We start from the raw sequence: 24,402 nt of genomic DNA, 5'->3' as shown, positions 1-24,402 counted from the left end.
TCGCTCATACTCTTTGTGGCAACACTGTCGTCAATAACTGTTTGATATAAAACTTTAATCAAGGAGTTCATATGGCTGGTTGGTTTGAATTAAGCAAGAGTAGCGATGATCAGTACCGTTTTGTTCTTAAGGCTGGAAACGGGGAAACGATCCTTACCAGTGAGCTTTACACGACAAAAGGCGCGGCAGAAAAAGGGATCGCATCTGTCCAGGCTAACAGCCCTCTGGCCGAGCGTTACGAGAAAAAAACGGCAGCTAATGGCAAATTGCATTTCAATCTGAAAGCAGCAAACCACCAGATTATTGGTAGCAGTCAACTGTATGCGAATGAACAGTCGCGCGAGACCGGTATTGCTTCAGTTAAGACCAATGGTGTAACTCAGACGATAAAAGATAAAACCTGATAATGACTCGCTCAGCCGGGTAACGCCACGCTGTCGCCCGGCGTTTTTCTTTACCTGTCTTCCCCACAGCGCTACAATGCCCGCCCTTAATATGGGGGCACTCCCCTAACCGCCTCATTGAGTGAGGCGAGTCTGACCTGTCATCAGAACGAGAAAATTATGTTTAAACCGGAACTCCTTTCCCCGGCGGGAACGCTGAAAAACATGCGTTACGCTTTCGCCTATGGCGCAGACGCTGTATATGCGGGCCAACCGCGTTACTCACTGCGCGTACGCAACAACGAATTCAATCACGAAAACCTGCAGCTAGGCATTAATGAAGCCCATGAACTGGGTAAAAAATTCTATGTGGTGGTTAATATTGCCCCGCATAACGCCAAGCTGAAGACCTTCATTCGTGACCTGAAACCGGTGGTGGAAATGGGACCGGATGCACTGATCATGTCCGACCCTGGTCTGATTATGTTGGTGCGCGAAAACTTCCCTGACATGGACATTCACCTTTCAGTACAGGCTAACGCCGTAAACTGGGCAACGGTGAAATTCTGGAAGCAGATGGGATTGACCCGTGTGATCCTGTCCCGCGAACTGTCGTTGGAAGAAATTGAAGAGATCCGCACCCAGGTGCCGGATATGGAAATTGAGATCTTTGTTCACGGCGCGCTGTGCATGGCTTACTCCGGCCGCTGCCTGCTCTCTGGCTACATCAACAAGCGTGACCCAAATCAGGGTACCTGTACAAATGCCTGCCGCTGGGAATACAACGTGCAGGAAGGCAAAGAAGACGTGGTGGGCAATATCGTGCATAAGTACGAGCCTATCCCGGTACAAAATGTTGAGCCGACGCTGGGTATTGGCGCGCCGACTGACAAAGTCTTTATGATCGAAGAAGCCCAGCGTCCGGGTGAGTACATGACCGCGTTTGAAGACGAACACGGCACTTACATCATGAACTCGAAGGATTTGCGTGCCATTGCCCACGTTGAGCGCCTGACTCAGATGGGCGTGCATTCGCTGAAAATTGAAGGCCGTACTAAATCATACTATTACTGTGCACGTACCGCACAGGTTTATCGCAAGGCCATTGATGATGCCGCTGCCGGGAAACCATTCGATCCGCAACTACTGGAAACGCTGGAAGGTCTGGCGCATCGTGGTTACACCGAGGGGTTCCTGCGCCGCCATACACATGACGACTATCAGAACTACGAATACGGCTTCTCTGTTTCCGAGCGTCAGCAGTTTGTCGGCGAATTCACTGGCGAACGTAAAGGTGAACTGGCGGCTGTGCTGGTGAAAAATAAATTCACCGTCGGCGACAGCCTGGAGCTGATGACCCCACAGGGCAATATCAACTTTACCCTCGAACAGATGGAAAACGCGAAAGGCGAAGCGATGCCGGTTGCGCCGGGCGATGGTTACACCGTGTGGATGCCTGTACCGGAGGATATCGATCTGAATTATGCATTGTTGATGCGTAATTTTGCCGGTGAGTCCACGCGCAACCCACATGCTAAGTAGTTAATTACGGTTATTTTTCAGCGTTCGGAAGATTCTTAGAAATCGATCACATACCGCTTCGTTCATTAAGGGTATTATCCCATCCGCTGAAAAACATAACCCATAAATGCTAGCTGTACCAGGAACCACCTCCTTAGCCTGCGTAATCTCCCTTACGCAGGCTTATTTTTTGCCTGCCGTTTACCCCCCTATTCAAATCACGACTTTCAGGCGAATAAATATCCTCCGGCATAGCCGGAGGTTTTTCGGATGCGCCTATAAGGCTCTGTTACCAGCCGCGCCCTAACAGGCGCATACGATCTGACATTTGCATCAGACTTCGTTACTTACGGCCCGTAAACGGGCTACCCGGATAAGCGATCGATAACTGCTCACCCATTTTATCTTCTGCAAGCTGGTGCTTTATGTATTCCTGTATCTTCACCGTGTTCTTACCCACCGTATCTACGTAGTATCCCCGGCACCAGAACTCTCTATTCCTGTACTTGAATTTCATATCCCCAAACTGTTCATACAGCATCAGACTGCTTTTCCCTTTCAGATACCCCATAAAGCCGGATACGCTCATTTTGGGTGGGATTTCCACAAGCATATGGATATGATCCGCACAGCATTCCGCTTCCAGGATCCGCACGTTTTTCCACTCACACAGCTTTCTTAGGATGCTGCCTATCGCCCTGCGTTTCTCACCGTAGAATGCTTGTCTTCGGTATTTGGGCGCAAAAACTATGTGATATTTACAGTTCCATCGGGTGTGCGCTAAGCTCTTTTCGTCCCCCATTGGGACCCCCTTTTGATTTCTTGTTAAACATTTGCAGTTGCCAGACCGCAATGTGTTTTAACAAATCAAAAGGGGTTTTAATAACTGGCCCAAAGCTGAAAGCTTTCCGGAACCCCCAGCCTAGCTGGGGGTTTTCTGTGCACAAAAAAAACCGGGCATTACGCCCGGTTCATTAGGTGGTTAGATATTAATGCGCTGCTTCTGGCTTGTGCTTTTGCGCACTCTGGAAACCATAGGTCAGCTCATTTTTCTCTTTATCCAGCGCAACGGTCACCTGACCGCCATCCACAAGCGAGCCGAACAGCAGTTCGTTAGCCAATGGTTTTTTCAGGTTATCCTGGACAACGCGCGTCATCGGGCGTGCGCCCATTGCGCGGTCATAGCCCTTCTCAGCCAGCCAGTCGCGGGCTTCCTGACTCACTTCCAGAGAGACACCTTTTTGATCCAACTGAACCTGAAGTTCGACGATAAACTTATCAACAACCTGATGAATCACCTCAGTAGAGAGATGATCGAACCAGATAATGTTGTCGAGACGGTTACGGAATTCCGGCGTAAACACTTTTTTGATTTCGCCCATCGCATCAGTACTGTTGTCCTGATGAATCAGCCCAATCGATTTACGCTCAGTTTCACGCACGCCGGCGTTAGTGGTCATGACCAGCACCACGTTGCGGAAATCCGCTTTACGCCCGTTATTGTCGGTCAGCGTACCGTTATCCATCACCTGCAGCAGCAGGTTAAAGACATCCGGATGCGCTTTTTCGATTTCATCCAGCAGCAGTACCGCATGCGGATGTTTAATGACAGCATCTGTCAGCAAACCGCCTTGGTCGAAACCGACATATCCCGGAGGCGCACCAATCAGGCGGCTGACGGTGTGACGTTCCATATACTCGGACATATCAAACCGCAGCAGCTCAATACCCAGCGCTTTGGACAACTGCACCGTGACTTCGGTCTTACCGACGCCAGTCGGTCCGGCAAACAGGAACGAACCGACAGGTTTATGCTCGTGTCCCAGACCAGCACGGCTCATTTTGATCGCTTCAGTCAGCGCCTCAATGGCTTTATCCTGTCCGAATACCAGCATTTTCAGACGGTTGCCCAGGTTTTTCAGCGTATCGCGATCGCTCTGCGAAACGCTCTTCTCCGGGATCCGCGCAATGCGAGCCACGACGGACTCGATATCCGCCACGTTGACGGTTTTCTTGCGCTTGCTGACCGGCATCAGACGCGCCCGCGCGCCCGCCTCATCGATCACGTCAATCGCTTTGTCCGGCAGATGACGATCGTTAATGTATTTCACCGCCAGTTCGACCGCTGCACGCACCGCTTTGGCGGTGTAGCGAACGTCATGGTGCGCTTCGTATTTCGGCTTCAGACCGTTGATGATCTGCACGGTCTCTTCAACCGACGGCTCAGTGATATCGATTTTCTGGAAACGGCGTGCTAACGCGCGGTCCTTTTCAAAGATATTGCTGAATTCCTGATAGGTTGTGGAGCCTATCACACGGATTTTACCGCTGGAGAGCAACGGTTTGATCAGGTTAGCCGCATCCACCTGGCCGCCCGATGCCGCACCCGCGCCGATAATGGTGTGGATCTCATCGATAAACAGAATGCTGTTAGTATCCTGTTCCAGTTGTTTCAGCAGCGCCTTAAAGCGTTTTTCAAAATCGCCACGGTATTTGGTACCCGCCAGCAGCGAGCCGATATCCAGAGAGTAAAGGGTACAATCAGCCATCACTTCCGGCACGTCGCCCTGGACGATACGCCAGGCGAGGCCTTCCGCAATAGCGGTTTTCCCGACGCCAGACTCACCCACCAGCAGCGGGTTATTTTTTCGACGACGGCACAGTACCTGAATGGCGCGTTCCAGCTCTTTGTCCCGTCCAATGAGCGGATCAATTCCGCCCACACGGGCAAGCTGGTTAAGGTTAGTCGTGAAGTTCTCCATACGGTCCTCCCCGCCAGCTTGCTCTTCGTTATTCGGCTGATTACCAGAGTCAGAGGACTGACTTGGTTCGTCTTTGCGCGTGCCATGAGAAATAAAATTCACCACATCAAGGCGACTCACTTCATGCTTACGCAGCAGATAAGCCGCCTGAGATTCCTGCTCGCTGAAGATGGCGACCAGCACATTAGCACCGGTAACTTCATTGCGCCCGGAGGACTGAACATGAAAGACCGCGCGTTGCAACACACGCTGAAAACTCAACGTTGGCTGCGTGTCGCGCTCTTCTTCACTGGCAGGCAATACGGGTGTGGTTTGTTCAATGAAGGCTTCGAGTTCCTGACGCAGCGCCACCAGATCCACAGAACACGCTTCCAGCGCTTCGCGGGCCGATGGGTTACTGAGCAATGCCAGTAGCAAGTGCTCGACGGTCATAAACTCATGTCGGTGCTCGCGCGCTCTGGCGAAAGCCATGTTTAAACTGAGCTCCAGTTCTTGATTGAGCATAGGCACCTCCCCCAATATTTATGCCTGCATTTAGGCTTTTTCTAGCGTACACAGCAACGGATGCTCGTTCTCCCTCGCATACTTGTTCACCATCGCAACTTTGGTTTCAGCCACTTCGGCAGTGAATACGCCGCAAATCGCTTTACCTTGATAGTGAACGGCAAGCATCAGTTGCGTTGCACGTTCTACATCATAAGAAAAGAATTTTTGTAACACGTCAATAACAAACTCCATCGGAGTGTAATCATCATTGACTAATATCACTTTATACATAGATGGCGGTTTTAGCGCGTCGCGCAATTTATCTTCCGCCAGCAGATCGAAATCCAGCCAGTCGTTAGTCTTACCCATTGTCAGTCGTCATCTTCAGTTACGGTTTCCGGCAGAAAATCTTGCCGCTGACAAGCAGCCTATGCGCACAATCAATCTACCTCAAGTATTAGATAACTATCATCTATTAGTGCCATCCGCGACATCTGTCACATAACCGACAATAGCGTTAACTGCTTCAAATTTTGATGCATTTTTACCCTATTCCGTCAGCCTGGCGCTTGACGCCTCGCCTGATTTCTCTAAATTGTAGTTTCGAGAGTTGGCGAGGTTTTGAACAGCCCCCACTCCGCCACCGGTTCATTCCATCTTACTTATATAAGATTTACGAAGGATGTCGAAGCATGGAAACGGGTACTGTTAAGTGGTTCAACAACGCCAAAGGGTTTGGTTTCATCTGTCCCGAAGGCGGCGGCGAAGATATTTTCGCCCATTACTCCACCATTCAGATGGATGGTTACAGAACGCTAAAAGCCGGACAATCTGTCCAGTTTGATGTCCACCAGGGGCCAAAAGGCAATCATGCCAGTGTCATCGTGCCTGTCATTGAAGCAGAAGCTGTCGCATAGCTCTTCTGTTTCATTGTGTACATCCCGCAGTCAAAATGCCAGCCTTTGCGGCTGGCATTTTTATCTCGATGGTATTATTCCCGCGCCAGAGCATCTACCGGATCCAGCCGCGCCGCATTTCGCGCCGGTAGCCAGCCAAACAAAATCCCGGTCGCAGTCGAACACAGAAACGCCGTCAATAAGGCTACGGGTGAGAAACCTATTTCCCAGCCAGGCAGGAATAGCTGAAGCGTAAAGGCGATCAGCATCGACAAGCTAATGCCCAGCGCGCCGCCAACCAGACACACCAGCACCGCTTCAATTAAGAACTGCTGCAGTACGTCACTGGCGCGGGCGCCAACCGCCATACGAATACCAATCTCGCGCGTTCGTTCGGTTACCGAAACCAGCATAATATTCATCACACCAATTCCACCGACCACCAGCGAAATCACGGCCACCAGCGTCAGGAAGAGTTGTAATGTACGTGTGGTCTTTTCGGCGGTTTTCAAGACACCGTCCATATTCCAGGTGAAGAAATCCTTCTTACCGTGGCGTAACGTCAGTAGTCGGGTGAGCTGCTGCTCGGCCTGAGCACTATCAAAACCGTCTTTCACCCGCACGGTGATCGAGTTCAGCCACGACTGCCCCATAATTCGCCCGGACATGGTGCTGTAAGGCAGCCAGACCCGCAGGATCTTGCTACTGCCAAACATCGACTGTTTCTCTTCTGCAACACCAATTACCGTGGCAGGCATATTCCCCACCAGCACGACTTCGCCGACAACTTTCGCTTTGTTGGGGAACAATTGACGACGGGTATTGCTGTCGAGCACCACCACCTGAGCGCGCCCCGCCAGTTGTTCAGCGTTAAAAGTGGTCCCTTCGCTAAACGTCATGCCATAGACGTTGAAATAGTCGCCGCTAACGCCATTAGCACTGGCTGCCACGTCGATATTGCCATAGCGTAGCCGCAGGTTTTTCGACACCGCAGGCGTCACCGAACTGACCCAGGGCTGCTTCTGTAACGCCGTTAAATCGTCATACTTCAGCGCCTGTTGATATTGTGGGTCGTCGTCGCCGAAATCTTTGCCAGGATAGATATCGATGGTATTGGTGCCAATAGCGCGAATATCTGCCAGTACCAGCTGTTTAGCCGCATCGCCTACCACCACAATCGACACCACTGAAGCAATACCGATGATGATCCCAAGCATGGTCAGTAGCGTTCGCATTTTATTCGCAGCCATTGCCAGCCAGGCCATAGTGAGCGCTTCGCGAAAACCGCTGACAAACTGCCCCCAGCCGGACGCCGTTTTCACCGTCGGCTCCGCGATATCGCGCCCGGTAGAGGGTTTGTGCGACGGCGGATTGCGCACAATCTCGCCGTCACGAATTTCAATGACGCGTTCGGCCTGTGCGGCGACCTGGCTGTCGTGAGTGACGATAATCACCGTATGCCCGCGATCGCGCAGCTGATGCAAAATCGCCATCACCTCTTCGCCTGAATGGCTGTCCAGCGCGCCGGTGGGTTCGTCGGCGAGGATAACCTGTCCCCCGTTCATCAGCGCACGCGCAATACTGACCCGCTGCTGCTGACCACCGGAAAGCTGGGAAGGCTGATAGTCGACTCTGTCGCCCAGACCCAGTCGCTGCAGGAGTTCTTGCGCACGGGCCAGGCGCTGCTTACGTTCGGTGCCAGCGTAGACCGCAGGCACCTCAACGTTTTGCGCGGCGGTTAAATGCGACAACAAATGATAACGCTGGAAGATAAAACCGAAATGTTCGCGACGCAGCTGGGCTAACGCATCGCTATCCAGCGTGGAGACATCGCGCCCGGCAACCCGATACGTACCGCTGGTGGGTTTGTCCAGACAGCCGAGAATATTCATCAGCGTCGATTTACCCGAGCCAGACGCCCCGACAATCGCTACCATTTCCCCGGCCTGAATGCTCAAGGATACGTCCTTCAATACCTCGACCTGACCTTCGCCTGACGGATAGCTGCGGCGGATATTGCTCAGTTCAAGCAATGCCGTCATTTTGGCGCTCCAGCGTTGCCCTCACCGGTGATGACTTCATCCCCCTCTTCCAGCCCTTTAACGATCTCCACATCGGTGTCATTACGCGCGCCGATAACCACTTCGCGTTCACGGGTTTCGCCGTTACGCAGCAGCCTGACGTTATAACGATTGTTGCCAATAGGATCGCCCAGCGCCGACAGCGGGATCGTCAGGACATTTTTCACATCCGTGAGCTGGATATGGACCTGCGCGGTCATATCCAGACGCAGGATCCCTTTCGGGTTGGGAACTTCGAAGCGAGCATAGTAGAAAATTGCATCATTCACTTTCTCTGGCGTCGGAAGAACATCTTTGAGCTTACCTTCGTAGCGCGTCTGAGGATCGCCCAGTACGGTAAACCAGGCCTTTTGCCCGGGATGCAGGTGAATCACATCCGCCTCGGAAACCTGCGCTTTCACCAGCATGGTGCTCATATCTGCCAATGTCAGAATGTTAGGTGCCTGCTGGGCAGCAATAACGGTTTGCCCCTGAAGGGTAGTAATTTGCGTGACTTCGCCTGCCATTGGCGCGACGATGCGGGTGTAATCAAGGTTGGTTTTTGCCGTATCGAGAGAGGCTTGATTACGCTTAATTTGCGCATCAATTGTGCCGATTTGCGCCTGTTTGACCGCCATCTGAGTAGCCGCCGTGTCGAGATCCTGCTGCGAGACAGCCTGGGTTTTCGCCAGCTGTTGCTGACGGGAAAGCGTTACCCGCGCCAGTTTCCACTCTGCTTCAGCCTGTAAACGCTGAGCGCGTAATTCCATCAGCGTCGCTTCAACCTCTTTAATCTGGTTTTGCGCCTGTTCAGGATCGATAACGCCAAGCAGTTGATCTTTTTTTACTTTGTCGCCAATGGCGACCGACAGCGTTTTTAATTGCCCGCTTACCTGCGCCCCGACGTCAACTTTACGCAACGCATCCAGTTTGCCGGTTGCCAGTACGCTTTGCTGCAGATCGCCCGGACGAACAATTAACGTTTGATACTGAGGTAAAGGCGCATTAAGCGTTCGCCAAAGTGCAATTATCGCCACAATAATGATGATGGCGAAGAAAAAATAGCGCTTTTTGATTTTTCCCTTGAGCTTCATAAATGTCCCAATTTCCCCCAATACGTCCACCAGAGTGGAGTGGTAAACATCAACGTTAAATAAATAGCCGTTGAAAAACGCAAGAATAACAGAGTTATTGATGAATGGTTAAGATCCGCTGTGTTGAAATTAGTATCAGAGTATCCATCGGATTGTTATTATGAGCCAGCTAACTGACAGCACTTTTCATTCTTCAAAACCCGCCACAAGTTTTAGCCTCTTTTGTAGCCTGATGACCGGACATTGGCGCCCTGGAAAATTTTGGCATCAGCGTAGTTTCCGTCGTAAGTTTTTGTTGCGCTCAGCGCTTATGCCAAGATTAATGCATGAATGGATGACTGAACTGGCGCAATGGCCTGATCTCGATAGCGTACTGGCACGCCAGCCTCGTCTGCCGGTTCGCCTACATCGCGCCTATCTCGCACAAAACCTTGATCGAAAAATGAAACTGGATGCTGTGCGTTTTCATTACAATGCTATCCGCAGCTCTTTTTCAGCCACGGAATATAAAGCTTATTTAAGTGCGGATGGATTACAACTGGCACAAATTGAAGGCAAAAATAGCGAAATATTTAGCGTAATACTGGGCTCATTTATCTCACTGGATAAAGAAGGTGAAAGTACCATTCTGGTACGCAATAGCGCTGGCGAGACTTTAGCGGAAATGACGTTTACGCTGTGCAATTATCAAGGAAGCAGCACACTGTTTATTGGCGGGTTACAGGGAGGCAGTCGATTACTGCCACATGAAGAAATTCAAAAAGCGACCAAATCATGCTACGGGATTTTCCCTAAACGTATTGTGATGGAAGCCATTTGCTGTTTTGCAGAACAATTGAATATTAAACAAATTCTGGCTGTCAGCAATGAACAGCATATCTTTCGCAGCCCGCGTTACCACGATAAAAACAAGGTGATACTTTCCGACTACAACGCATTTTGGGAGTCGGTTGGCGGTGAGTGCGACAGTCACGGCTATTACCATATCCCACGCACAATGGCGCGAAAAAGCGAAGCGGACATTGCCAGCAAAAAACGCGCGGAATACCGCCGTCGCTACCAGTTACTGGACAGCATCCACTCGCAGCTGTCGTCGATGTTTCGCAACTAATCCGCTCTGCCGCGTGCCAACCACAGCACGCGGGAAAACATTTTTCGCAGCAGCGTCGGCACCGCGTCAACGCCGCGCCGCCCGGCTTCCATCGCCACCTCAATGGCTAAATCTGGTTTTGACGACCTGTGAATCGCCTTCGAGATAATTTTGCGCATATTCATGGGCACGTTTTCGGGGATTTGCGCCACCCTGTGAAAAACGTCAGCGAACCCCTGGCGATACATAAAGTGTTCCATGTCCAGCGCGGGAAGCATGGTTAAATGATCGCGCTCTTCTTCTCTGTCGTTATTCAACAAACTCCGCACCGTAGCGGCATACTTTTTCCCGGCTTCATCACCATCAACCAGCACATGCCACTCGATACCCATCCGGCGGGCGAACTTAACCAGCGGCTTAAGGCCGGACTGGGCAAATTCAATGACTTTGATACCTTCCGCATCAAAGTGGTGCCCACACTGGCGGGCCAGTTCGTTAATGACCCAGGTTTCCGTTTCGCCTTCCACCAGCAGCCAACAGCGGGCAAACAACGACGATGCACGGTTAAAACGAATATGAAAGGCAATACGCCGACCATCTTCTGCGCTGATCCCACCTGGCCCAAGCCGCCAGGCGGCGACGCGGGAAGACTCACGCACCAGGCGGACAACATGTTCCACGGGGGTGAGGGACAGTAACTCACCTGAGTTGGTGGTCGCCACCCGTTGCAGCGGAAGCAAATTCAGCAGGTGCCAGGCAACCGACAGCATAATCGGATGTAAACGCGTTTCAGGGTCTTCTACCAACAGTAACGGCCGGGCGTCTTTATCCAGCCTCAGCGTACCTTTGGCCTGTAACAGCGTCGAAAACAATCCCAACAAGATCACGCGGTGCGTGCGTCCGCCCGGTCTATCAATCATACGGTTGATAATATCCAGATAGCGCCAGCTACGTTGTTCGTTATTGGAACGTCGACGCATCAGACGATAGCGGGACTGACTGGAACCTTGCTCAGAAAAATAGTGTTCCAATAGCTGTACCATGGCCGATAACCCCTGACGTATCTGCCCATCTGTCAGGTTTTGCGGTCGGGTAGCCAGTTCACGTGCCAGAAAATCCAGTTGCCGCGCGGTCACTTCGACATCCGACGAATCCGGCACCGTACCGTTTCGGATCCGTCGCATAAAACGTGCGTCGCGCAGGCGCAGTACTGGCATCAAACGCACGAGGTGCCGCGCCTGATCGTTAATGTCGTCGAGGGGAAGCTGATGGCCCTCGCCATCCAGAAAACTGCGTAACGTCAGAACGCTACCGTCGTCCGCACATTCACCTTCCAGCCGATAGAAAATGCGGTGATAGCCATCCTGACACAGCGTCCAGCTGGCTTCCAGAGGGCGATACCTGCGCACACGGTGGCGACCCGGTTGAGACTCACGAAACGTCAGGATGATATGCAGATGATGTTCCCGGCCTTGAATATCGCCCGGCGGGAACCAGAAATCTTCGCGGTCAAAGTGGTACAAATCAGTTTCCGGCGACAGCAGCAGGGTTAAAGCATCCAGCAGACTGGACTTACCCCACGCGTTCTCCCCAATCAGCACGTTGCTTTGCTCCAGCATCAACGACAGACGGTTAATACCACGAAATCCAACAATCTCAACGCGTTCGAGAATCATATAGCCTCCGGAAATGCTAACTTTTTCCTTCAAGTTATCAGGAGTATAACGGCAAGCGGGCGCTCAAGACACCCGATATGATCAGGAGGTTAGTCGCAGAAATCAAAAAATATAAGAATATTCTTCTTATGTTTTCCCTGGAATATTATTTCAGAACTCAATCATCGCCGTTTTGCTAATTGAACTATGCTTCATTCATCCAATATTCAAAAAGGAATCACAACATATTGCCTTAAATCAAATTTTTTCATCAATTTAACTGGCGAAGGGATGATGTTTTTTTCTAAAATACCGGCTCTTTCATCATCGTCCCTTTTAGCGATGAATTACCGGGTAAGGAACACGAACCCGGAACTTTTAATTGAGGTGGTTATGTTCAGGAAATTAGGGTAATGACTCCAACTTACTGATAGTGTTTTATATTCAGATAATGCCCGATGACCTTGTCATGCAGCTCCACCGATTTTGAGAACGACAGTGACTTCCGTCCCAGCCTTGCCAGATGTTGTCTCAGATTCAGGTTATGTCGCTCAATGCGCTGAGTGTAACGCTTGCTGATTACGTGCAGCTTTCCCTTCAGGCGGGATTCATACAGCGGCCAGCCATCCGTCATCCATACCACGACCTCAAAGGCCGACAGCAGGCTCAGAAGACGCTCCAGTGTGGCCAGAGTGCGTTCACCGAAGACGTGCGCCACAACCGTCCTCCGTATCCTGTCATACGCGTAAAACAGCCAGCGCTGACGTGATTTAGCACCGACGTAGCCCCACTGTTCGTCCATTTCCGCGCAGACGATGACGTCACTGCCCGGCTGTATGCGCGAGGTTACCGACTGCGGCCTGAGTTTTTTAAGTGACGTAAAATCGTGTTGAGGCCAACGCCCATAATGCGGGCGGTTGCCCGGCATCCAACGCCATTCATGGCCATATCAATGATTTTCTGGTGCGTACCGGGTTGAGAAGCGGTGTAAGTGAACTGCAGTTGCCATGTTTTACGGCAGTGAGAGCAGAGATAGCGCTGATGTCCGGCAGTGCTTTTGCCGTTACGCACCACCCCGTCAGTAGCTGAACAGGAGGGACAGCTGATAGAAACAGAAGCCACTGGAGCACCTCAAAAACACCATCATACACTAAATCAGTAAGTTGGCAGCATCACCGGAAATTAGCAGCCGAATTCTTCGGTACGTTTTGGCTCGTCTTTGGTGGGTGCGGTAGCGCAGTTCTGGCCGCAGCATTCCCGGAGTTGGGTATTGGATTTGCCGGTGTCGCGCTGGCGTTTGGTTTGACCGTATTAACCATGGCATTCGCCGTAGGTCATATTTCCGGCGGACACTTTAACCCGGCGGTGACCTTCGGTTTATGGGCGGGCGGTCGCTTCCCGGCAAAAGACGTTATTGGTTATGTTATCGCTCAGGTTGTGGGCGGTATTGTTGCAGCAGCGGCACTGTATCTTATTGCCAGCGGTAAAGCTGGTTTTGACGCAACTGCCAGTGGTTTTGCCTCGAACGGCTTTGGTGAACATTCACCTGGCGGCTATTCAATGCTGTCTGCCGTCGTAATTGAAATTATTTTGACCGCTGGTTTCTTATTAGTGATCCACGGTGCGACCGATAAACATGCTCCGGCAGGTTTTGCACCTATTGCGATTGGTCTGGCGTTAACCCTGATCCACTTGATCAGTATTCCGGTTACCAACACCTCCGTTAACCCGGCACGTAGTACCGCTGTAGCCATCTTCCAGGGCGGCTGGGCATTGCAACAATTGTGGTTCTTCTGGGTTATGCCGATTATCGGTGGGGTCCTCGGCGGTCTTATTTACCGCACTCTGCTGGAAAAACGCGATTAATCGATAACAAAAAAGGCCTGGCGCAAGTCAGGTCTTTTTTTTCCCGCTATATTTCCTTTTATTTGCAACTTTACTCCCTTCTTTGCATTGAGTAGTGTGTGCTGGCGCATTTCGTCTTACTCTCAGCAAGGATCTGGTTTTCATGTTTTCAGGGCTGTTAATCATTCTGGTTCCCCTTATTGTGGGCTACCTTATTCCGCTTCGGCACAGGGCTGCATTAAAACTCATCAATCGCCTGTTGAGCTGGATCGTCTACCTTATTCTCTTTTTTATGGGTATCAGCCTGGCGTTTCTGGATAATCTCGCCAGCAACCTGTTAGCCATTCTTCATTATTCTGCGGTCAGCGTGACGGTCATTTTGCTGTGTAATATCGCGGCGCTGTTCTGGCTGGAGCGTTCGCTGCCCTGGCGACATAACCACAAGCAAGAAAAGCTACCCTCGCGAATTGCGATGGCGCTTGAGTCGCTCCAGCTTTGTGGCGTCGTCGTCGTGGGTTTTCTGCTCGGCCTCACCGGTCTTCCTATTCTGCAGCACGCCACCGAAGCCAGCGAATATACGTTAATCTTTTTACTGTTCCTGGTCGGGATTCAACTGCGCAACAGCGGTATGACCTTAAAGCAAATTGTGCTGAATCGCCGGGGGATGATTGTTGCGGTGGTCGTCGTCGCCAGTTCGATGCTGGCGGGGGTTATCAATGCGTTGATCCTCGGCCTGCCGCTGAAAACCGCGCTGGCGATGGCGTCTGGTTTTGGCTGGTACTCCCTGTCCGGTATTCTGTTAACCGAATCCTTCGGGCCGGTGATTGGTAGCGCCGCCTTCTTTAATGACCTGGCCCGCGAGCTGATTGCCATTATGTTGATTCCTGGAATGGTGGGCCGCAGCCGCTCAACCGCGCTGGGGCTATGTGGCGCGACATCAATGGATTTCACCTTACCGGTGCTCCAACGCAGCGGCGGTCTGGAGATGGTTCCGGCAGCCATCGTCCACGGCTTTATTCTGAGTCTGTTAGTGCCTTTGCTGATGGCGTTTTTCTCCGCCTAAAGTCAGGACAAATACCTCTCTGGCGGTAGTCATCTACCGCCAAAATTGCGCTAAATCAATCTCCCTGCAAGTTGTAGCAGAAATCCCTTTTATCCCTTCGCGCACAGGCATAACCTTAAACATGTATATTAAATATAACTTTAAAAGGTGTGACCATGTTTTGTGTGCAATGTGAACAAACCATCCGTACTCCGGCAGGAAACGGCTGCTCTTACGCGCAGGGTATGTGCGGTAAAACGGCTGAAACCTCCGATTTGCAGGATCTGCTGATTGCTTCCCTACAAGGTCTGTCTGCATGGGCTGTTAAGGCACGTGAATACGGCATCATCGACCATGAAGTTGATAACTTTGCGCCGCGTGCATTCTTCTCCACGCTGACCAACGTTAACTTCGATTCCCCGCGTATTGTTGGCTATGCCCGTGAAGCTATCGCCATGCGCGACGCCCTGAAAGCGCAATGCCTGAACATCGACGCGAACGCAGCGGTCGCTAACCCGATGGCCGATCTGCAACTGGTCAGCGACGATCTGGGCGACCTGCAACGTCAGGCCGCTGAATTTACCCCGAACAAAGACAAAGCAGCCATCGGCGAGAACATTCTCGGCCTGCGTCTGCTGTGCCTGTACGGCCTGAAAGGTGCGGCAGCTTACATGGAGCACGCGCACGTTCTCGGTCAGTACGACAACGACATCTACGCTCAGTACCACAAAATCATGGCATGGCTGGGAACCTGGCCTTCCGATATGAACGCTCTGCTGGAGTGCTCAATGGAAATCGGCCAGATGAACTTCAAAGTGATGAGCATTCTGGATGCTGGCGAAACCACTAAATACGGCCACCCGACGCCAACTCAGGTCAACGTCAAAGCAACCGAAGGTAAGTGCATCCTGATCTCCGGTCACGACCTGAAAGATCTGTACAACCTGCTGGAGCAGACCGAAGGTACCGGCGTTAACGTCTATACCCACGGTGAAATGCTGCCAGCGCACGGCTACCCGGAACTGCGTAAGTTCAAACACCTGATCGGTAACTACGGCAGCGGCTGGCAGAATCAGCAGGTTGAATTTGCCCGCTTCCCGGGCCCAATCGTAATGACCTCTAACTGCATCATCGACCCAACCGTTGGCGCCTACGATGACCGTATCTGGACTCGTAGCATCGTCGGTTGGCCAGGTGTAAGCCACCTCGAAGGCGACAACTTCGCTCCGGTAATCGCTCAGGCTCAGCAGATGGCGGGCTTCCCGTACAGCGAAATTCCGCACCTGATCACCGTTGGTTTCGGTCGTCAGACTCTGCTGGGCGCGGCTGATACCCTGATCGACCTGGTAAGCCGCGAAAAACTGCGTCACATCTTCCTGGTTGGCGGTTGTGATGGCGCGCGTGGCGAACGTAACTACTTCACCGACTTCGCCACCAGCGTGCCGGACGACTGCCTGATCCTGACACTGGCGTGCGGTAAATACCGTTTCAACAAACTGGAGTTCGGCGATATCGAAGGCCTGCCGCGTCTGGTCGATGCAGGTCAGTGTAACGATGCATACTCTGCCATCATCCTGGCGGTAACCCTGGCTGAGAAACTGGGCTGTGGCGTGAACGATCTGCCGCTGTCTCTGGTGCTCTCCTGGTTCGAACAGAAAGCGATTGTCATTCTGCTGACCCTGCTGTCTCTGGGCGTGAAAAACATCGTCACTGGCCCGACTGCGCCTGGCTTCTTCACGCCGGACCTGCTGGCAGTTCTCAACGAGAAGTTCGGTCTGCGTTCCGTGACCACCGTTGAAGAAGACATGAAGCAACTGCTGAGCGCGTAAGGAGTAAAGAATGACAATGCCAACTCATCAGTGCCCATGGCGGATGCAGGTTCATCACATCCATCAGGAAACGCCGGATGTATGGACAATTTCGTTGCTGTGCCACGACTATTATCCGTACCGCGCCGGGCAGTATGCACTGGTCAGCGTACGTAATTCAGCGGACACGCTGCGTGCTTACACTCTTTCTTCAACGCCGGGCGTTAGCGAATATATCACGCTGACCATCCGCCGCATTGACGATGGCGCAGGCTCACAGTGGTTAACCCGCGACGTGAAGCGCGGCGACTATATCTGGCTGTCCGATGCAATGGGTGAATTCACCTGTGAAGATAAAGCGGAAGACAGGTTCCTGATGCTGGCCGCTGGCTGTGGCGTCACGCCAATCATGTCAATGCGTCGCTGGTTGGCAAAATACCGCCCACAGGCAGATGTGCAGGTGATCTTTAACGTCCGTTCACCGCAAGATGTCATTTTTGCCGACGAATGGCGCGAGTATCCGGTGACCTTAGTTGCTGAAAACAATGCCACTGAAGGTTTTGTTTCCGGCCGACTGACCACCGAACTGCTGCAAAGCGTACCGGACCTGGCTTCTCGCACCGTGATGACCTGCGGCCCGGCGCCGTATATGGATCTGGTCGAGAAAGAAGTCAACGCGCTGGGCGTGACACGCTTCTTTAAAGAGCAGTTCTTCACCCCGGTAGCTGAAGCCGCCACCAGCGGTCTGAAGTTCACCAAACTGCAGCCGGCAAAAGAGTTTTATGCGCCGGTAGGCAGTACGCTGCTGGAAGCGCTGGAAAGCAATAAAGTGCCGGTTGTCGCCGCATGCCGTGCGGGCGTTTGCGGCTGCTGCAAAACCAAAGTGGTTGACGGTAACTACACGGTCAGCAGCACCATGACGCTGACCGACGCAGAAATTGCTGAAGGTTATGTGCTGGCCTGCTCCTGTCATCCGCAGGGTGATTTAGTGCTGGCGTAATTGACCGATATCTGATGTACAAAAGGCTACCCGGTTATATCGGGTGGCCTTTTTTTATGCTGTCAGACACTGCAAAATTCCTATTTTTTCCCCCTCCCAGGCAAAATACCGCCCTCTTCCCGCGAATTATCGACCACACTTACCTGGCACAGGTTAAGCAAAACCCCGACTACCACGTCGAACTTTCTACAAAGGATCCCCATGAAAAAAGTGGCCATCGTCGGCGTAGGTCCCACCGGAATTTATACGTTTCATGCCCTCGTTGAGCGCGGTGAACCGCTGGAGATACAGCTTTATGAGCAAGCTGAGGAAGCTGGCATAGGCATGCCTTATAACAGCGACAACAACGCAGACCACATGCTGGCCAATATAGCCAGCATTGAGATCCCGCCGATTTATATCAGTTATCTGACGTGGCTACAGAATCAAAGCGATGAATACCTGGCGCAGTTTCGGCTTGAACGTACATCGTTGCATGAGCGGCAATTTTTGCCCCGGGTGATCCTCGGCGACTATTATCGCGATCGTTTTTTAGCCATCGTCGATAAAGCGCAAAGATCCGGGTTCACAATTCGCGTATTTGAATCAAGTAAAGTCACCGACCTGCAAGCAAACCCGACTGGGGTCTCCCTGTGGATCAATCACGCGTCACAGCCCGTCGAAGTGGATTTCGCCGCTATCGCCAGCGGTCATCTGTGGGCAGAAACTGATGCTCAGGCACGCAAGTTTTTCCCCAGTCCGTGGACCGGCCTGATGGAGGCGCGGATTAGCGCTTGCAGGGTGGGTATTCTGGGCACCTCGCTAAGCGCTATCGACGCGGCGATGGCCGTGGTCAGTCAGCATGGTAACTTCACCACCAATACCGACCATTCACTGCAGTTCACGCGTAAACCCGACAGCCAAAACCTGAAGCTGACCCTGATGTCGCGCAGCGGTGTGCTGCCTGAAGCGGATTTTTACTGCCCTCTTCCCTATGAACCGCTGAATATCGCGACGCAAGAAGCGATTGAAAACGCCATTGCCGAGGGCCAAAACGGATTACTGGACCGCATCTTCCGGCTTATTGTGCAACAACTGCAAGACGCGGCCCCAGGGTGGTGCCAACAGGTTGCACTTGCAACGCTTAACGCCGACACATTCCCCGAGGTCTATTTTGCCGACAGGCTCAAGCATGACCCTTTTGACTGGGCGAGGCGTAACCTGGTGGAGGTTGAACGCAACAAGCAGGAACAACATACCGTCGCCTGGCGCTATACCTTATTGCGCCTACACGAGGTTATTGAAGAGATCGTTCCTCATCTTGATGCTCGCGACGAAAAACGTTTCAGGCACGGACTGGCGCGCGTCTTTATTGATAACTATGCGGCAATCCCGTCTGAATCTATCCGCCGATTGCTGGCTCTGCACGATGCCGGACTGATTGAGATCCTCGCACTCGGCAAAGATTATGAGCGTACGAATGAGCAGGAAAGGACGGTCATTTACCACCACGGTCAGCGCAGTGAATTTGATGTATTTATTGACGCCCGAGGACAACGGGCATTGCAGAGCAAAGATATTCCGTTCCCAACGCTACGCGATCAACTGCTGGCCTGTGGCGATGAGATCCCGGATATCGGCGAAGATTACACGCTGCAAGCGCCGGAAAACGCCCGCAACCGCATCGCCTTTGGCGGACTGCCGTGGTTGATGCACGACCGTCCCTTTATTCAGGGGCTGGTGGTTAGCGCTGAAATAGGCGCCGCGATGGCAAAGGCATTGACGCAACGTGCACTGAGACGTCGGCACAAACTGTGGAGCAGTGACGACATGGATTAGCGGCCAGATTTAATGGCGAGGCGGAGATAGGTTAACGCATTCCCGCCTCTGTATTGATTCTCGGATGGCAAACTATCGCCAGGCCGAGTTTCCGGCAACGGAGAAACGCCCCGCGCCCAAAAATGCCACGGCCAGAGCGCCGATGAAGAAATACACCAGACTTTCAATTGCCCATGCGCCGGTTTTATCCAGTGACCAGGTTTCACCCATCCCGACCATCAGCCATGCCACCACCATCGTAAACGCGAGCCCCAACGCCGCCGGACGCGTCAGGATCCCAAGAATAATCAGACACGGTGCCACAACCTCTCCCAGCAGAACGCCATACGCAATAAAGCCGGGGAAACCTTTCGCTATCAGCATGCCACTGATGCCATCAATACCCGCGAACAGTTTATGCAGCCCATGAAACAGCATTAATCCCCCCACGGCAATACGTAACAAAAACTTGCCAAAATCTTCATGAGTCAGTACCCGGTTAACTGTATTTAATAGTTTTATAACCATTTGAATTTATTCCTTGTTTAACCATGTCCAATAACAAACTACGCTTAATACAGGCTTAATGAAACCTGCCGGAAATAAGAGGTAATGATAAGCATAACTATTATCTTCATCTAAACTTGTAACCGGTATCACATTAAAGGAGAAGGAAAACCATGAAACAAACGGTTGCCGCTTTTATTGCTAAAACACTTGAACAAGCTGGCGTTAAACGCATTTGGGGTGTGACGGGTGACTCGCTAAATGGCCTTAGTGACAGTCTGAATCGTATGGGAACGATTGACTGGATGCCAACCCGTCATGAAGAGGTTGCGGCCTTCGCCGCGGGCGCTGAAGCGCAGTTGACGGGAGAATTGGCCGTCTGCGCTGGCTCGTGTGGACCAGGCAACCTGCACCTGATTAACGGCCTGTTTGATTGCCACCGCAACCACGTCCCGGTACTGGCAATTGCCGCACACATTCCATCCAGTGAGATAGGCAGCGGTTATTTTCAGGAGACCCACCCGCAAGAGTTGTTTCGCGAATGTAGCCACTATTGCGAGCTGGTTTCCAGCCCTGAACAGATCCCACAGGTGCTGGCAATTGCCATGCGTAAAGCGGTGCTCAACCGCGGCGTCTCCGTGGTGGTATTACCCGGCGACGTCGCGCTGAAGCCAGCACCTGAAAGCGCCAGCACTCACTGGTATCATGCGCCGCTCCCGGTGGTCACTCCGGAAGAAGAAGAACTCAGAAAACTAGCGCAACTGCTACGCTACTCCAGCAATATCGCCCTGATGTGTGGCAGTGGCTGCGCCGGTGCGCATAAAGAACTGGTTGAGTTTGCTGCTAAAATAAAAGCGCCGATTGTGCACGCCCTGCGTGGTAAAGAGCATGTTGAGTACGACAACCCTTACGACGTGGGCATGACCGGGCTAATTGGCTTTTCATCCGGCTTCCATACCATGATGAATGCCGACACGCTGATCCTGTTAGGTACCCAGTTCCCCTATCGCCCGTTCTACCCCACCGACGCCAAGATTATTCAGATTGATATCAATCCGGCGAGCATTGGCGCGCACAGTAAAGTTGATATGGCGCTGGTAGGCGATATTAAATCCACACTCCTCACCCTGCTGCCGCTGGTGGAAGAAAAAACCGATCGGCAGTTCCTGGATAAAGCGCTGGAACACTATCGTGAGGCGCGTAAAGGGCTGGATGATTTAGCCAAACCCAGCGATAAAGCCATTCATCCGCAGTATCTGGCGCAGCAGATCAGCCATTTTGCCGCTGACGACGCCATCTTCACCTGCGACGTTGGCACACCAACGGTGTGGGCGGCACGTTATCTGAAAATGAACGGTAAACGCCGTCTGATCGGTTCGTTTAACCACGGGTCGATGGCCAATGCCATGCCGCAGGCGCTCGGCGCACAAGCAACCGAACCGGGACGCCAGGTTGTCGCAATGTGCGGTGACGGCGGTTTTAGCATGCTGATGGGCGACTTTCTGTCGGTTGTGCAAATGAAGCTGCCGGTGAAGATTATTGTCTTCAACAACAGCGTGTTGGGGTTTGTGGCGATGGAGATGAAAGCTGGCGGTTATCTGACCGACGGCACCGAACTGCACGATACAAATTTCGCTCGGATTGCCGAGGCTTGCGGCATTACGGGCATTCGCGTGGAGAAATCCTCAGAGGTTGATGAAGCGCTGCAAAGGGCGATGTCGATTGACGGTCCGGTGCTGGTCGATGTGGTCGTCGCGAAAGAAGAACTGGCGATCCCGCCGCAGATCAAACTCGAACAAGCTAAAGGTTTTAGCCTGTATATGCTGCGCGCAATCATCAGCGGGCGCGGTGATGAAGTGATCGAACTGGCGAAAACTAACTGGCTCAGGTAAAACAGAGGGCATTACCTCACTTAAAAAGGAATGCCCGTGATTGATTTACGCAGTGATACCGTCACCCGACCAAGTCGCGCCATGCTCGAAGAGATGATGGCCGCCCCGGTCGGGGACGACGTCTACGGTGATGATCCTACAGTTAATGCCCTCCAGCAATACGCAGCCGAGCTTGCTGGCAAAGAAGCCGCAATTTTCTTACCCACAGGCACTCAGGCGAACCTGGTGGCTCTCCTCAGCCATTGTCAGCGCGGGGAAGAGTATATCGCCGGTCAGGGCGCACATAACTATCTCTACGAAGCGGGTGGCGCAGCGGTACTCGGCAGCATTCAACCGCAACCTATCGACGCCATGCCGGATGGCTCTTTGCCGCTGGACAAAGTGGCGGCAAAAATCAAAGCGGACGATATCCATTTTGCCCGCACGCGTCTGCTCAGCCTGGAAAACACCCACAACGGCAAAGTGCTACCACGCGAGTATCTGAAAGAGGCCTGGGAATTCACCCGTGAGCGCAATCTTGCGCTGCATGTCGACGGCGCGCGTATTTTTAACGCCATCGTCGCCTATGGCTGTGAGTTAAAAGATGTCACGCAATACTGCGACTCGTTCACTATTTGTCTTTCCAAAGGTTTAGGAACGCCGGTAGGCTCACTGCTGGTCGGCAGCCACGAGTACATCAAGCGCGCCATTCGCTGGCGTAAAATGACCGGTGGCGGAATGCGTCAGGCCGGTATTCTGGCGGCGGCCGGACTGTATGCGCTGAAAAATAACGTGTCGCGCTTACAAGAAGACCATGACAACGCCGCCTGGATGGCGGAACAACTGCGCGAAGCAGGAGCGGACGTCATGCGCCACGACACCAACATGCTGTTTATCCGCGTTGGCGAAGAACACGCTGCGGCGCTGGGCGAGTACATGAAAGCGCAAGGCGTGCTGATTAACGCCTCGCCGATTGTGCGTCTGGTGATGCATCTGGACGTATCGCGTGAACAGCTTGCTGAAGTCGTCGCCCACTGGCGCGCTTTTTTAACCCGCTAAGGAGATGGGCGTGCCGCAACGGATTTTGGTTCTTGGCGCCAGTGGCTACATTGGTCAGCATCTGGTACAGGCGCTCAGTCAGCAAGGGCATCAGGTGCTGGCTGCGGCACGCCGCATCGAGCGGCTGGAAAAGCAGCAGTTGGCCAACGTCAGTTGCCATAAGGTCGATTTGAATTGGCCAGATAACCTAACGCCGCTGCTGACCGGCGTTGATACGGTCTATTACCTGGTCCATGGCATGGGAGAAGGCGGTGATTTTATCGCCCATGAGCGCCAGGTAGCAATGAACGTGCGCGATGCGCTACGTGATACGCCAGTCAAACAGCTTATTTTCCTGAGCTCATTACAGGCTCCCCGGCATGAACAATCCGATCATCTGCGTGCGCGACAGATAACCGCGGACACCCTGCGCGAATCAGGCGTGCCAATGACCGAATTGCGCGCGGGTATTATCGTAGGGGCAGGTTCTGCCGCCTTTGAAGTGATGCGCGACATGGTCTACAACCTGCCGGTACTCACCCCTCCGCGCTGGGTGCGCTCGCGTACCACGCCTATCGCGCTGGAGAATTTAATGTACTACCTGGTGGCGTTGTTGGACCATCCTACACGCCAACACCGCGTACTCGAAGCCGCCGGGCCGCAGGTATTGAGCTATCAGGAGCAGTTCGAGCATTTTATGGCGGTCAGCGGTAAACATCGCCTGCTCATCCCTGTCCCCTTTCCTACCCGCTGGATTTCGGTCTGGTTTTTGAACGTCATAACGTCAGTGCCGCCGACCACGGCAAAAGCGCTGATACAGGGGTTAAAACACGACCTGCTGGCCGATGACACCGAATTACGCACGCTGATCCCGCAAAAGCTGATTGCCTTTGATGACGCGGTGCGCAGCACGTTGAAAGAAGAAGAGAAGCTGGTCAATTCCAGCGACTGGGGTTACGACGCGCAAGCATTTGCCCGCTGGCGCCCCGAATATGGCTATTTCGCTAAACAAGCTGGCTTTAGCGTTGAAACCTCCGCCAGTCGGCAGGCGCTGTGGCAAGTGGTGAATCGCCTCGGCGGCAAAGAAGGCTATTTCTTTGGCAATATTTTATGGAAAACGCGCGCGGCGTTGGACCTGCTGGTCGGCCATAAGCTGGCGAAAGGCAGACCGCAACACTCTCTGTTGCAGGTTGGCGATACCGTTGATAGCTGGAAAGTTATCATCGTTGAGCCAGAAAAACAGCTGACGCTGCTGTTTGGGATGAAAGCGCCAGGATTGGGTCGTCTGAGCTTCACGTTGGAAGATAAAGGCGACCACCGACGCATTGATGTCCGCGCCTGGTGGCATCCGCATGGCATGCCAGGCCTCTTCTATTGGCTGCTGATGATCCCGGCGCATCTGTTCATTTTCAGAGGGATGGCGAAGCGTATTGCTAAACTTGCAGAACAAATCACAGACTCATGATAAAAAGAGCCTGTATTCTTTCATGTTTCCCATTGCATACAGACGAAATTCACGGAAGAATGCGCACGACGTTTTTTAAACA

General features: G+C 52.6%; 19 protein-coding genes and 1 pseudogene. 12 read left to right on the top strand and 8 right to left on the bottom strand.

Annotation, left to right across the window (positions count from 1 at the left end; genetic code table 11):
* Window positions 1-71: 71 nt before the first annotated feature.
* A complete protein-coding gene (locus HV302_RS09165) occupies window positions 72-404 on the top strand; it encodes a YegP family protein (protein ID WP_019077150.1) in 333 nt (110 codons plus the stop codon).
* 159 nt (window positions 405-563) lie between these two features.
* Window positions 564-1,925: a prephenate-dependent tRNA uridine(34) hydroxylase TrhP gene (gene trhP / locus HV302_RS09160; protein WP_006683890.1), complete on the top strand. Its 1,362-nt coding sequence runs from the start codon at window positions 564-566 to the stop codon at window positions 1,923-1,925.
* 322 nt (window positions 1,926-2,247) lie between these two features.
* Here trhP and tnpA read toward each other — a convergent pair whose 3' ends face one another.
* The 3 genes from tnpA to clpS form a co-directional block, all read right to left on the bottom strand.
* Complete coding sequence (gene tnpA, locus HV302_RS09155; RefSeq protein ID WP_131381019.1) at window positions 2,248-2,706, bottom strand: IS200/IS605 family transposase; 459 nt, start codon at window positions 2,704-2,706, stop codon at window positions 2,248-2,250.
* A 187-nt stretch (window positions 2,707-2,893) separates the two neighbouring features.
* Window positions 2,894-5,170, bottom strand: a complete 2,277-nt coding sequence (gene clpA / locus HV302_RS09150) for an ATP-dependent Clp protease ATP-binding subunit ClpA (protein ID WP_016153651.1) — start codon at window positions 5,168-5,170, stop codon at window positions 2,894-2,896.
* Between the two features lie 30 nt (window positions 5,171-5,200).
* Window positions 5,201-5,521, bottom strand: coding sequence for an ATP-dependent Clp protease adapter ClpS (gene clpS / locus HV302_RS09145; RefSeq protein WP_003036810.1), 321 nt, complete (start codon window positions 5,519-5,521; stop codon window positions 5,201-5,203).
* Window positions 5,522-5,844: 323 nt separating this feature from the next.
* On the opposite strand from clpS, the gene cspD reads away from it, so the two are divergent.
* On the top strand, window positions 5,845-6,069 hold the full coding sequence (gene cspD / locus HV302_RS09140; protein WP_003036813.1) for a cold shock-like protein CspD: 225 nt from the start codon (window positions 5,845-5,847) through the stop codon (window positions 6,067-6,069).
* A 74-nt stretch (window positions 6,070-6,143) separates the two neighbouring features.
* Here the strand turns inward: cspD and macB are convergent, their stop codons facing one another.
* Window positions 6,144-8,090, bottom strand: a complete 1,947-nt coding sequence (gene macB / locus HV302_RS09135; RefSeq protein WP_016153652.1) for a macrolide ABC transporter ATP-binding protein/permease MacB — start codon at window positions 8,088-8,090, stop codon at window positions 6,144-6,146.
* Window positions 8,087-9,202: a macrolide transporter subunit MacA gene (gene macA / locus HV302_RS09130; RefSeq protein ID WP_181627232.1), complete on the bottom strand. Its 1,116-nt coding sequence runs from the start codon at window positions 9,200-9,202 to the stop codon at window positions 8,087-8,089. The genes macB and macA overlap by 4 nt, the downstream gene beginning before the upstream one ends.
* Before the next feature lie 160 nt (window positions 9,203-9,362).
* On the opposite strand from macA, the gene HV302_RS09125 reads away from it, so the two are divergent.
* Window positions 9,363-10,313: a VirK/YbjX family protein gene (locus HV302_RS09125; RefSeq protein ID WP_016156939.1), complete on the top strand. Its 951-nt coding sequence runs from the start codon at window positions 9,363-9,365 to the stop codon at window positions 10,311-10,313.
* On the opposite strand, the gene HV302_RS09120 is transcribed toward HV302_RS09125, so the two are convergent.
* Both HV302_RS09120 and HV302_RS09115 read right to left on the bottom strand, forming a co-directional pair.
* Window positions 10,310-11,968, bottom strand: coding sequence for an ATP-dependent endonuclease (locus HV302_RS09120; protein WP_181627231.1), 1,659 nt, complete (start codon window positions 11,966-11,968; stop codon window positions 10,310-10,312). The genes HV302_RS09125 and HV302_RS09120 overlap by 4 nt on opposite strands.
* A 403-nt stretch (window positions 11,969-12,371) precedes the next feature.
* Window positions 12,372-13,069 (bottom strand): IS1 family transposase gene (locus tag HV302_RS09115; protein ID WP_223429336.1). Its coding sequence is split into 2 segments (ribosomal slippage): window positions 12,372-12,820 and window positions 12,820-13,069, totalling 699 coding nucleotides; the frame shifts between segments, so codons are not numbered across the junction.
* Between the two features lie 54 nt (window positions 13,070-13,123).
* Between HV302_RS09115 and aqpZ the strand changes: the two are divergent.
* From aqpZ to HV302_RS09090, 5 genes and pseudogenes are all read left to right on the top strand, one after another.
* Window positions 13,124-13,813, top strand: a pseudogene (gene aqpZ / locus HV302_RS09110) (aquaporin Z); the annotation flags it as partial.
* A gap of 142 nt (window positions 13,814-13,955) precedes the next feature.
* Entirely contained in the window at window positions 13,956-14,855 is a 900-nt protein-coding gene (locus HV302_RS09105; RefSeq protein WP_016153656.1) for a lysine exporter LysO family protein, read from the top strand.
* A gap of 155 nt (window positions 14,856-15,010) precedes the next feature.
* Window positions 15,011-16,663 carry a hydroxylamine reductase gene (hcp, locus tag HV302_RS09100; RefSeq protein ID WP_016153657.1) on the top strand — a complete coding sequence of 551 codons (1,653 nt, stop codon included), beginning with the start codon at window positions 15,011-15,013 and terminating at the stop codon, window positions 16,661-16,663.
* A 10-nt stretch (window positions 16,664-16,673) separates the two neighbouring features.
* Entirely contained in the window at window positions 16,674-17,642 is a 969-nt protein-coding gene (hcr, locus tag HV302_RS09095; RefSeq protein WP_047414009.1) for an NADH oxidoreductase, read from the top strand.
* Between the two features lie 201 nt (window positions 17,643-17,843).
* Window positions 17,844-19,460: an FAD-NAD(P)-binding protein gene (locus tag HV302_RS09090; RefSeq protein WP_181627230.1), complete on the top strand. Its 1,617-nt coding sequence runs from the start codon at window positions 17,844-17,846 to the stop codon at window positions 19,458-19,460.
* Between the two features lie 72 nt (window positions 19,461-19,532).
* Here HV302_RS09090 and HV302_RS09085 read toward each other — a convergent pair whose 3' ends face one another.
* Entirely contained in the window at window positions 19,533-19,967 is a 435-nt protein-coding gene (locus tag HV302_RS09085; RefSeq protein ID WP_016156945.1) for a DoxX family protein, read from the bottom strand.
* A 152-nt stretch (window positions 19,968-20,119) separates the two neighbouring features.
* Here HV302_RS09085 and poxB point away from each other — a divergent pair, with 152 nt between their 5' ends.
* The 3 genes from poxB to HV302_RS09070 are packed head-to-tail and all read left to right on the top strand — an operon-like array spanning window position 20,120 to window position 24,320.
* Window positions 20,120-21,838: a ubiquinone-dependent pyruvate dehydrogenase gene (poxB, locus tag HV302_RS09080; RefSeq protein ID WP_181627229.1), complete on the top strand. Its 1,719-nt coding sequence runs from the start codon at window positions 20,120-20,122 to the stop codon at window positions 21,836-21,838.
* A gap of 36 nt (window positions 21,839-21,874) precedes the next feature.
* Window positions 21,875-22,876 carry a low-specificity L-threonine aldolase gene (gene ltaE, locus HV302_RS09075; RefSeq protein WP_019077197.1) on the top strand — a complete coding sequence of 334 codons (1,002 nt, stop codon included), beginning with the start codon at window positions 21,875-21,877 and terminating at the stop codon, window positions 22,874-22,876.
* Between the two features lie 10 nt (window positions 22,877-22,886).
* Window positions 22,887-24,320 carry an SDR family oxidoreductase gene (locus HV302_RS09070; RefSeq protein WP_016156947.1) on the top strand — a complete coding sequence of 478 codons (1,434 nt, stop codon included), beginning with the start codon at window positions 22,887-22,889 and terminating at the stop codon, window positions 24,318-24,320.
* The last annotated feature ends 82 nt before the right edge of the window (window positions 24,321-24,402 follow it).

It is taken from the genome of Citrobacter sp. RHBSTW-00859 (assembly GCF_013729795.1).
In the GTDB taxonomy this organism is placed as follows: Bacteria; Pseudomonadota; Gammaproteobacteria; order Enterobacterales; family Enterobacteriaceae; genus Citrobacter; species Citrobacter braakii.
Note: the sequence above shows the minus strand (reverse complement) of the source record. Positions and strands in the feature narration are given on the sequence as shown.

Coding starts and splice junctions, on each gene's coding strand:
- macB (WP_016153652.1), bottom strand. CDS start 8,090: ATGACGGCATTGCTTGAACTGAGCAATATCCGCCGCAGCTATCCGTCA.
- HV302_RS09105 (WP_016153656.1), top strand. CDS start 13,956: ATGTTTTCAGGGCTGTTAATCATTCTGGTTCCCCTTATTGTGGGCTAC.
- clpS (WP_003036810.1), bottom strand. CDS start 5,521: ATGGGTAAGACTAACGACTGGCTGGATTTCGATCTGCTGGCGGAAGAT.
- macA (WP_181627232.1), bottom strand. CDS start 9,202: ATGAAGCTCAAGGGAAAAATCAAAAAGCGCTATTTTTTCTTCGCCATC.
- trhP (WP_006683890.1), top strand. CDS start 564: ATGTTTAAACCGGAACTCCTTTCCCCGGCGGGAACGCTGAAAAACATG.
- clpA (WP_016153651.1), bottom strand. CDS start 5,170: ATGCTCAATCAAGAACTGGAGCTCAGTTTAAACATGGCTTTCGCCAGA.
- hcp (WP_016153657.1), top strand. CDS start 15,011: ATGTTTTGTGTGCAATGTGAACAAACCATCCGTACTCCGGCAGGAAAC.
- HV302_RS09165 (WP_019077150.1), top strand. CDS start 72: ATGGCTGGTTGGTTTGAATTAAGCAAGAGTAGCGATGATCAGTACCGT.
- HV302_RS09090 (WP_181627230.1), top strand. CDS start 17,844: ATGAAAAAAGTGGCCATCGTCGGCGTAGGTCCCACCGGAATTTATACG.
- poxB (WP_181627229.1), top strand. CDS start 20,120: ATGAAACAAACGGTTGCCGCTTTTATTGCTAAAACACTTGAACAAGCT.
- HV302_RS09120 (WP_181627231.1), bottom strand. CDS start 11,968: ATGATTCTCGAACGCGTTGAGATTGTTGGATTTCGTGGTATTAACCGT.
- HV302_RS09085 (WP_016156945.1), bottom strand. CDS start 19,967: ATGGTTATAAAACTATTAAATACAGTTAACCGGGTACTGACTCATGAA.
- HV302_RS09125 (WP_016156939.1), top strand. CDS start 9,363: ATGAGCCAGCTAACTGACAGCACTTTTCATTCTTCAAAACCCGCCACA.
- tnpA (WP_131381019.1), bottom strand. CDS start 2,706: ATGGGGGACGAAAAGAGCTTAGCGCACACCCGATGGAACTGTAAATAT.
- cspD (WP_003036813.1), top strand. CDS start 5,845: ATGGAAACGGGTACTGTTAAGTGGTTCAACAACGCCAAAGGGTTTGGT.
- hcr (WP_047414009.1), top strand. CDS start 16,674: ATGACAATGCCAACTCATCAGTGCCCATGGCGGATGCAGGTTCATCAC.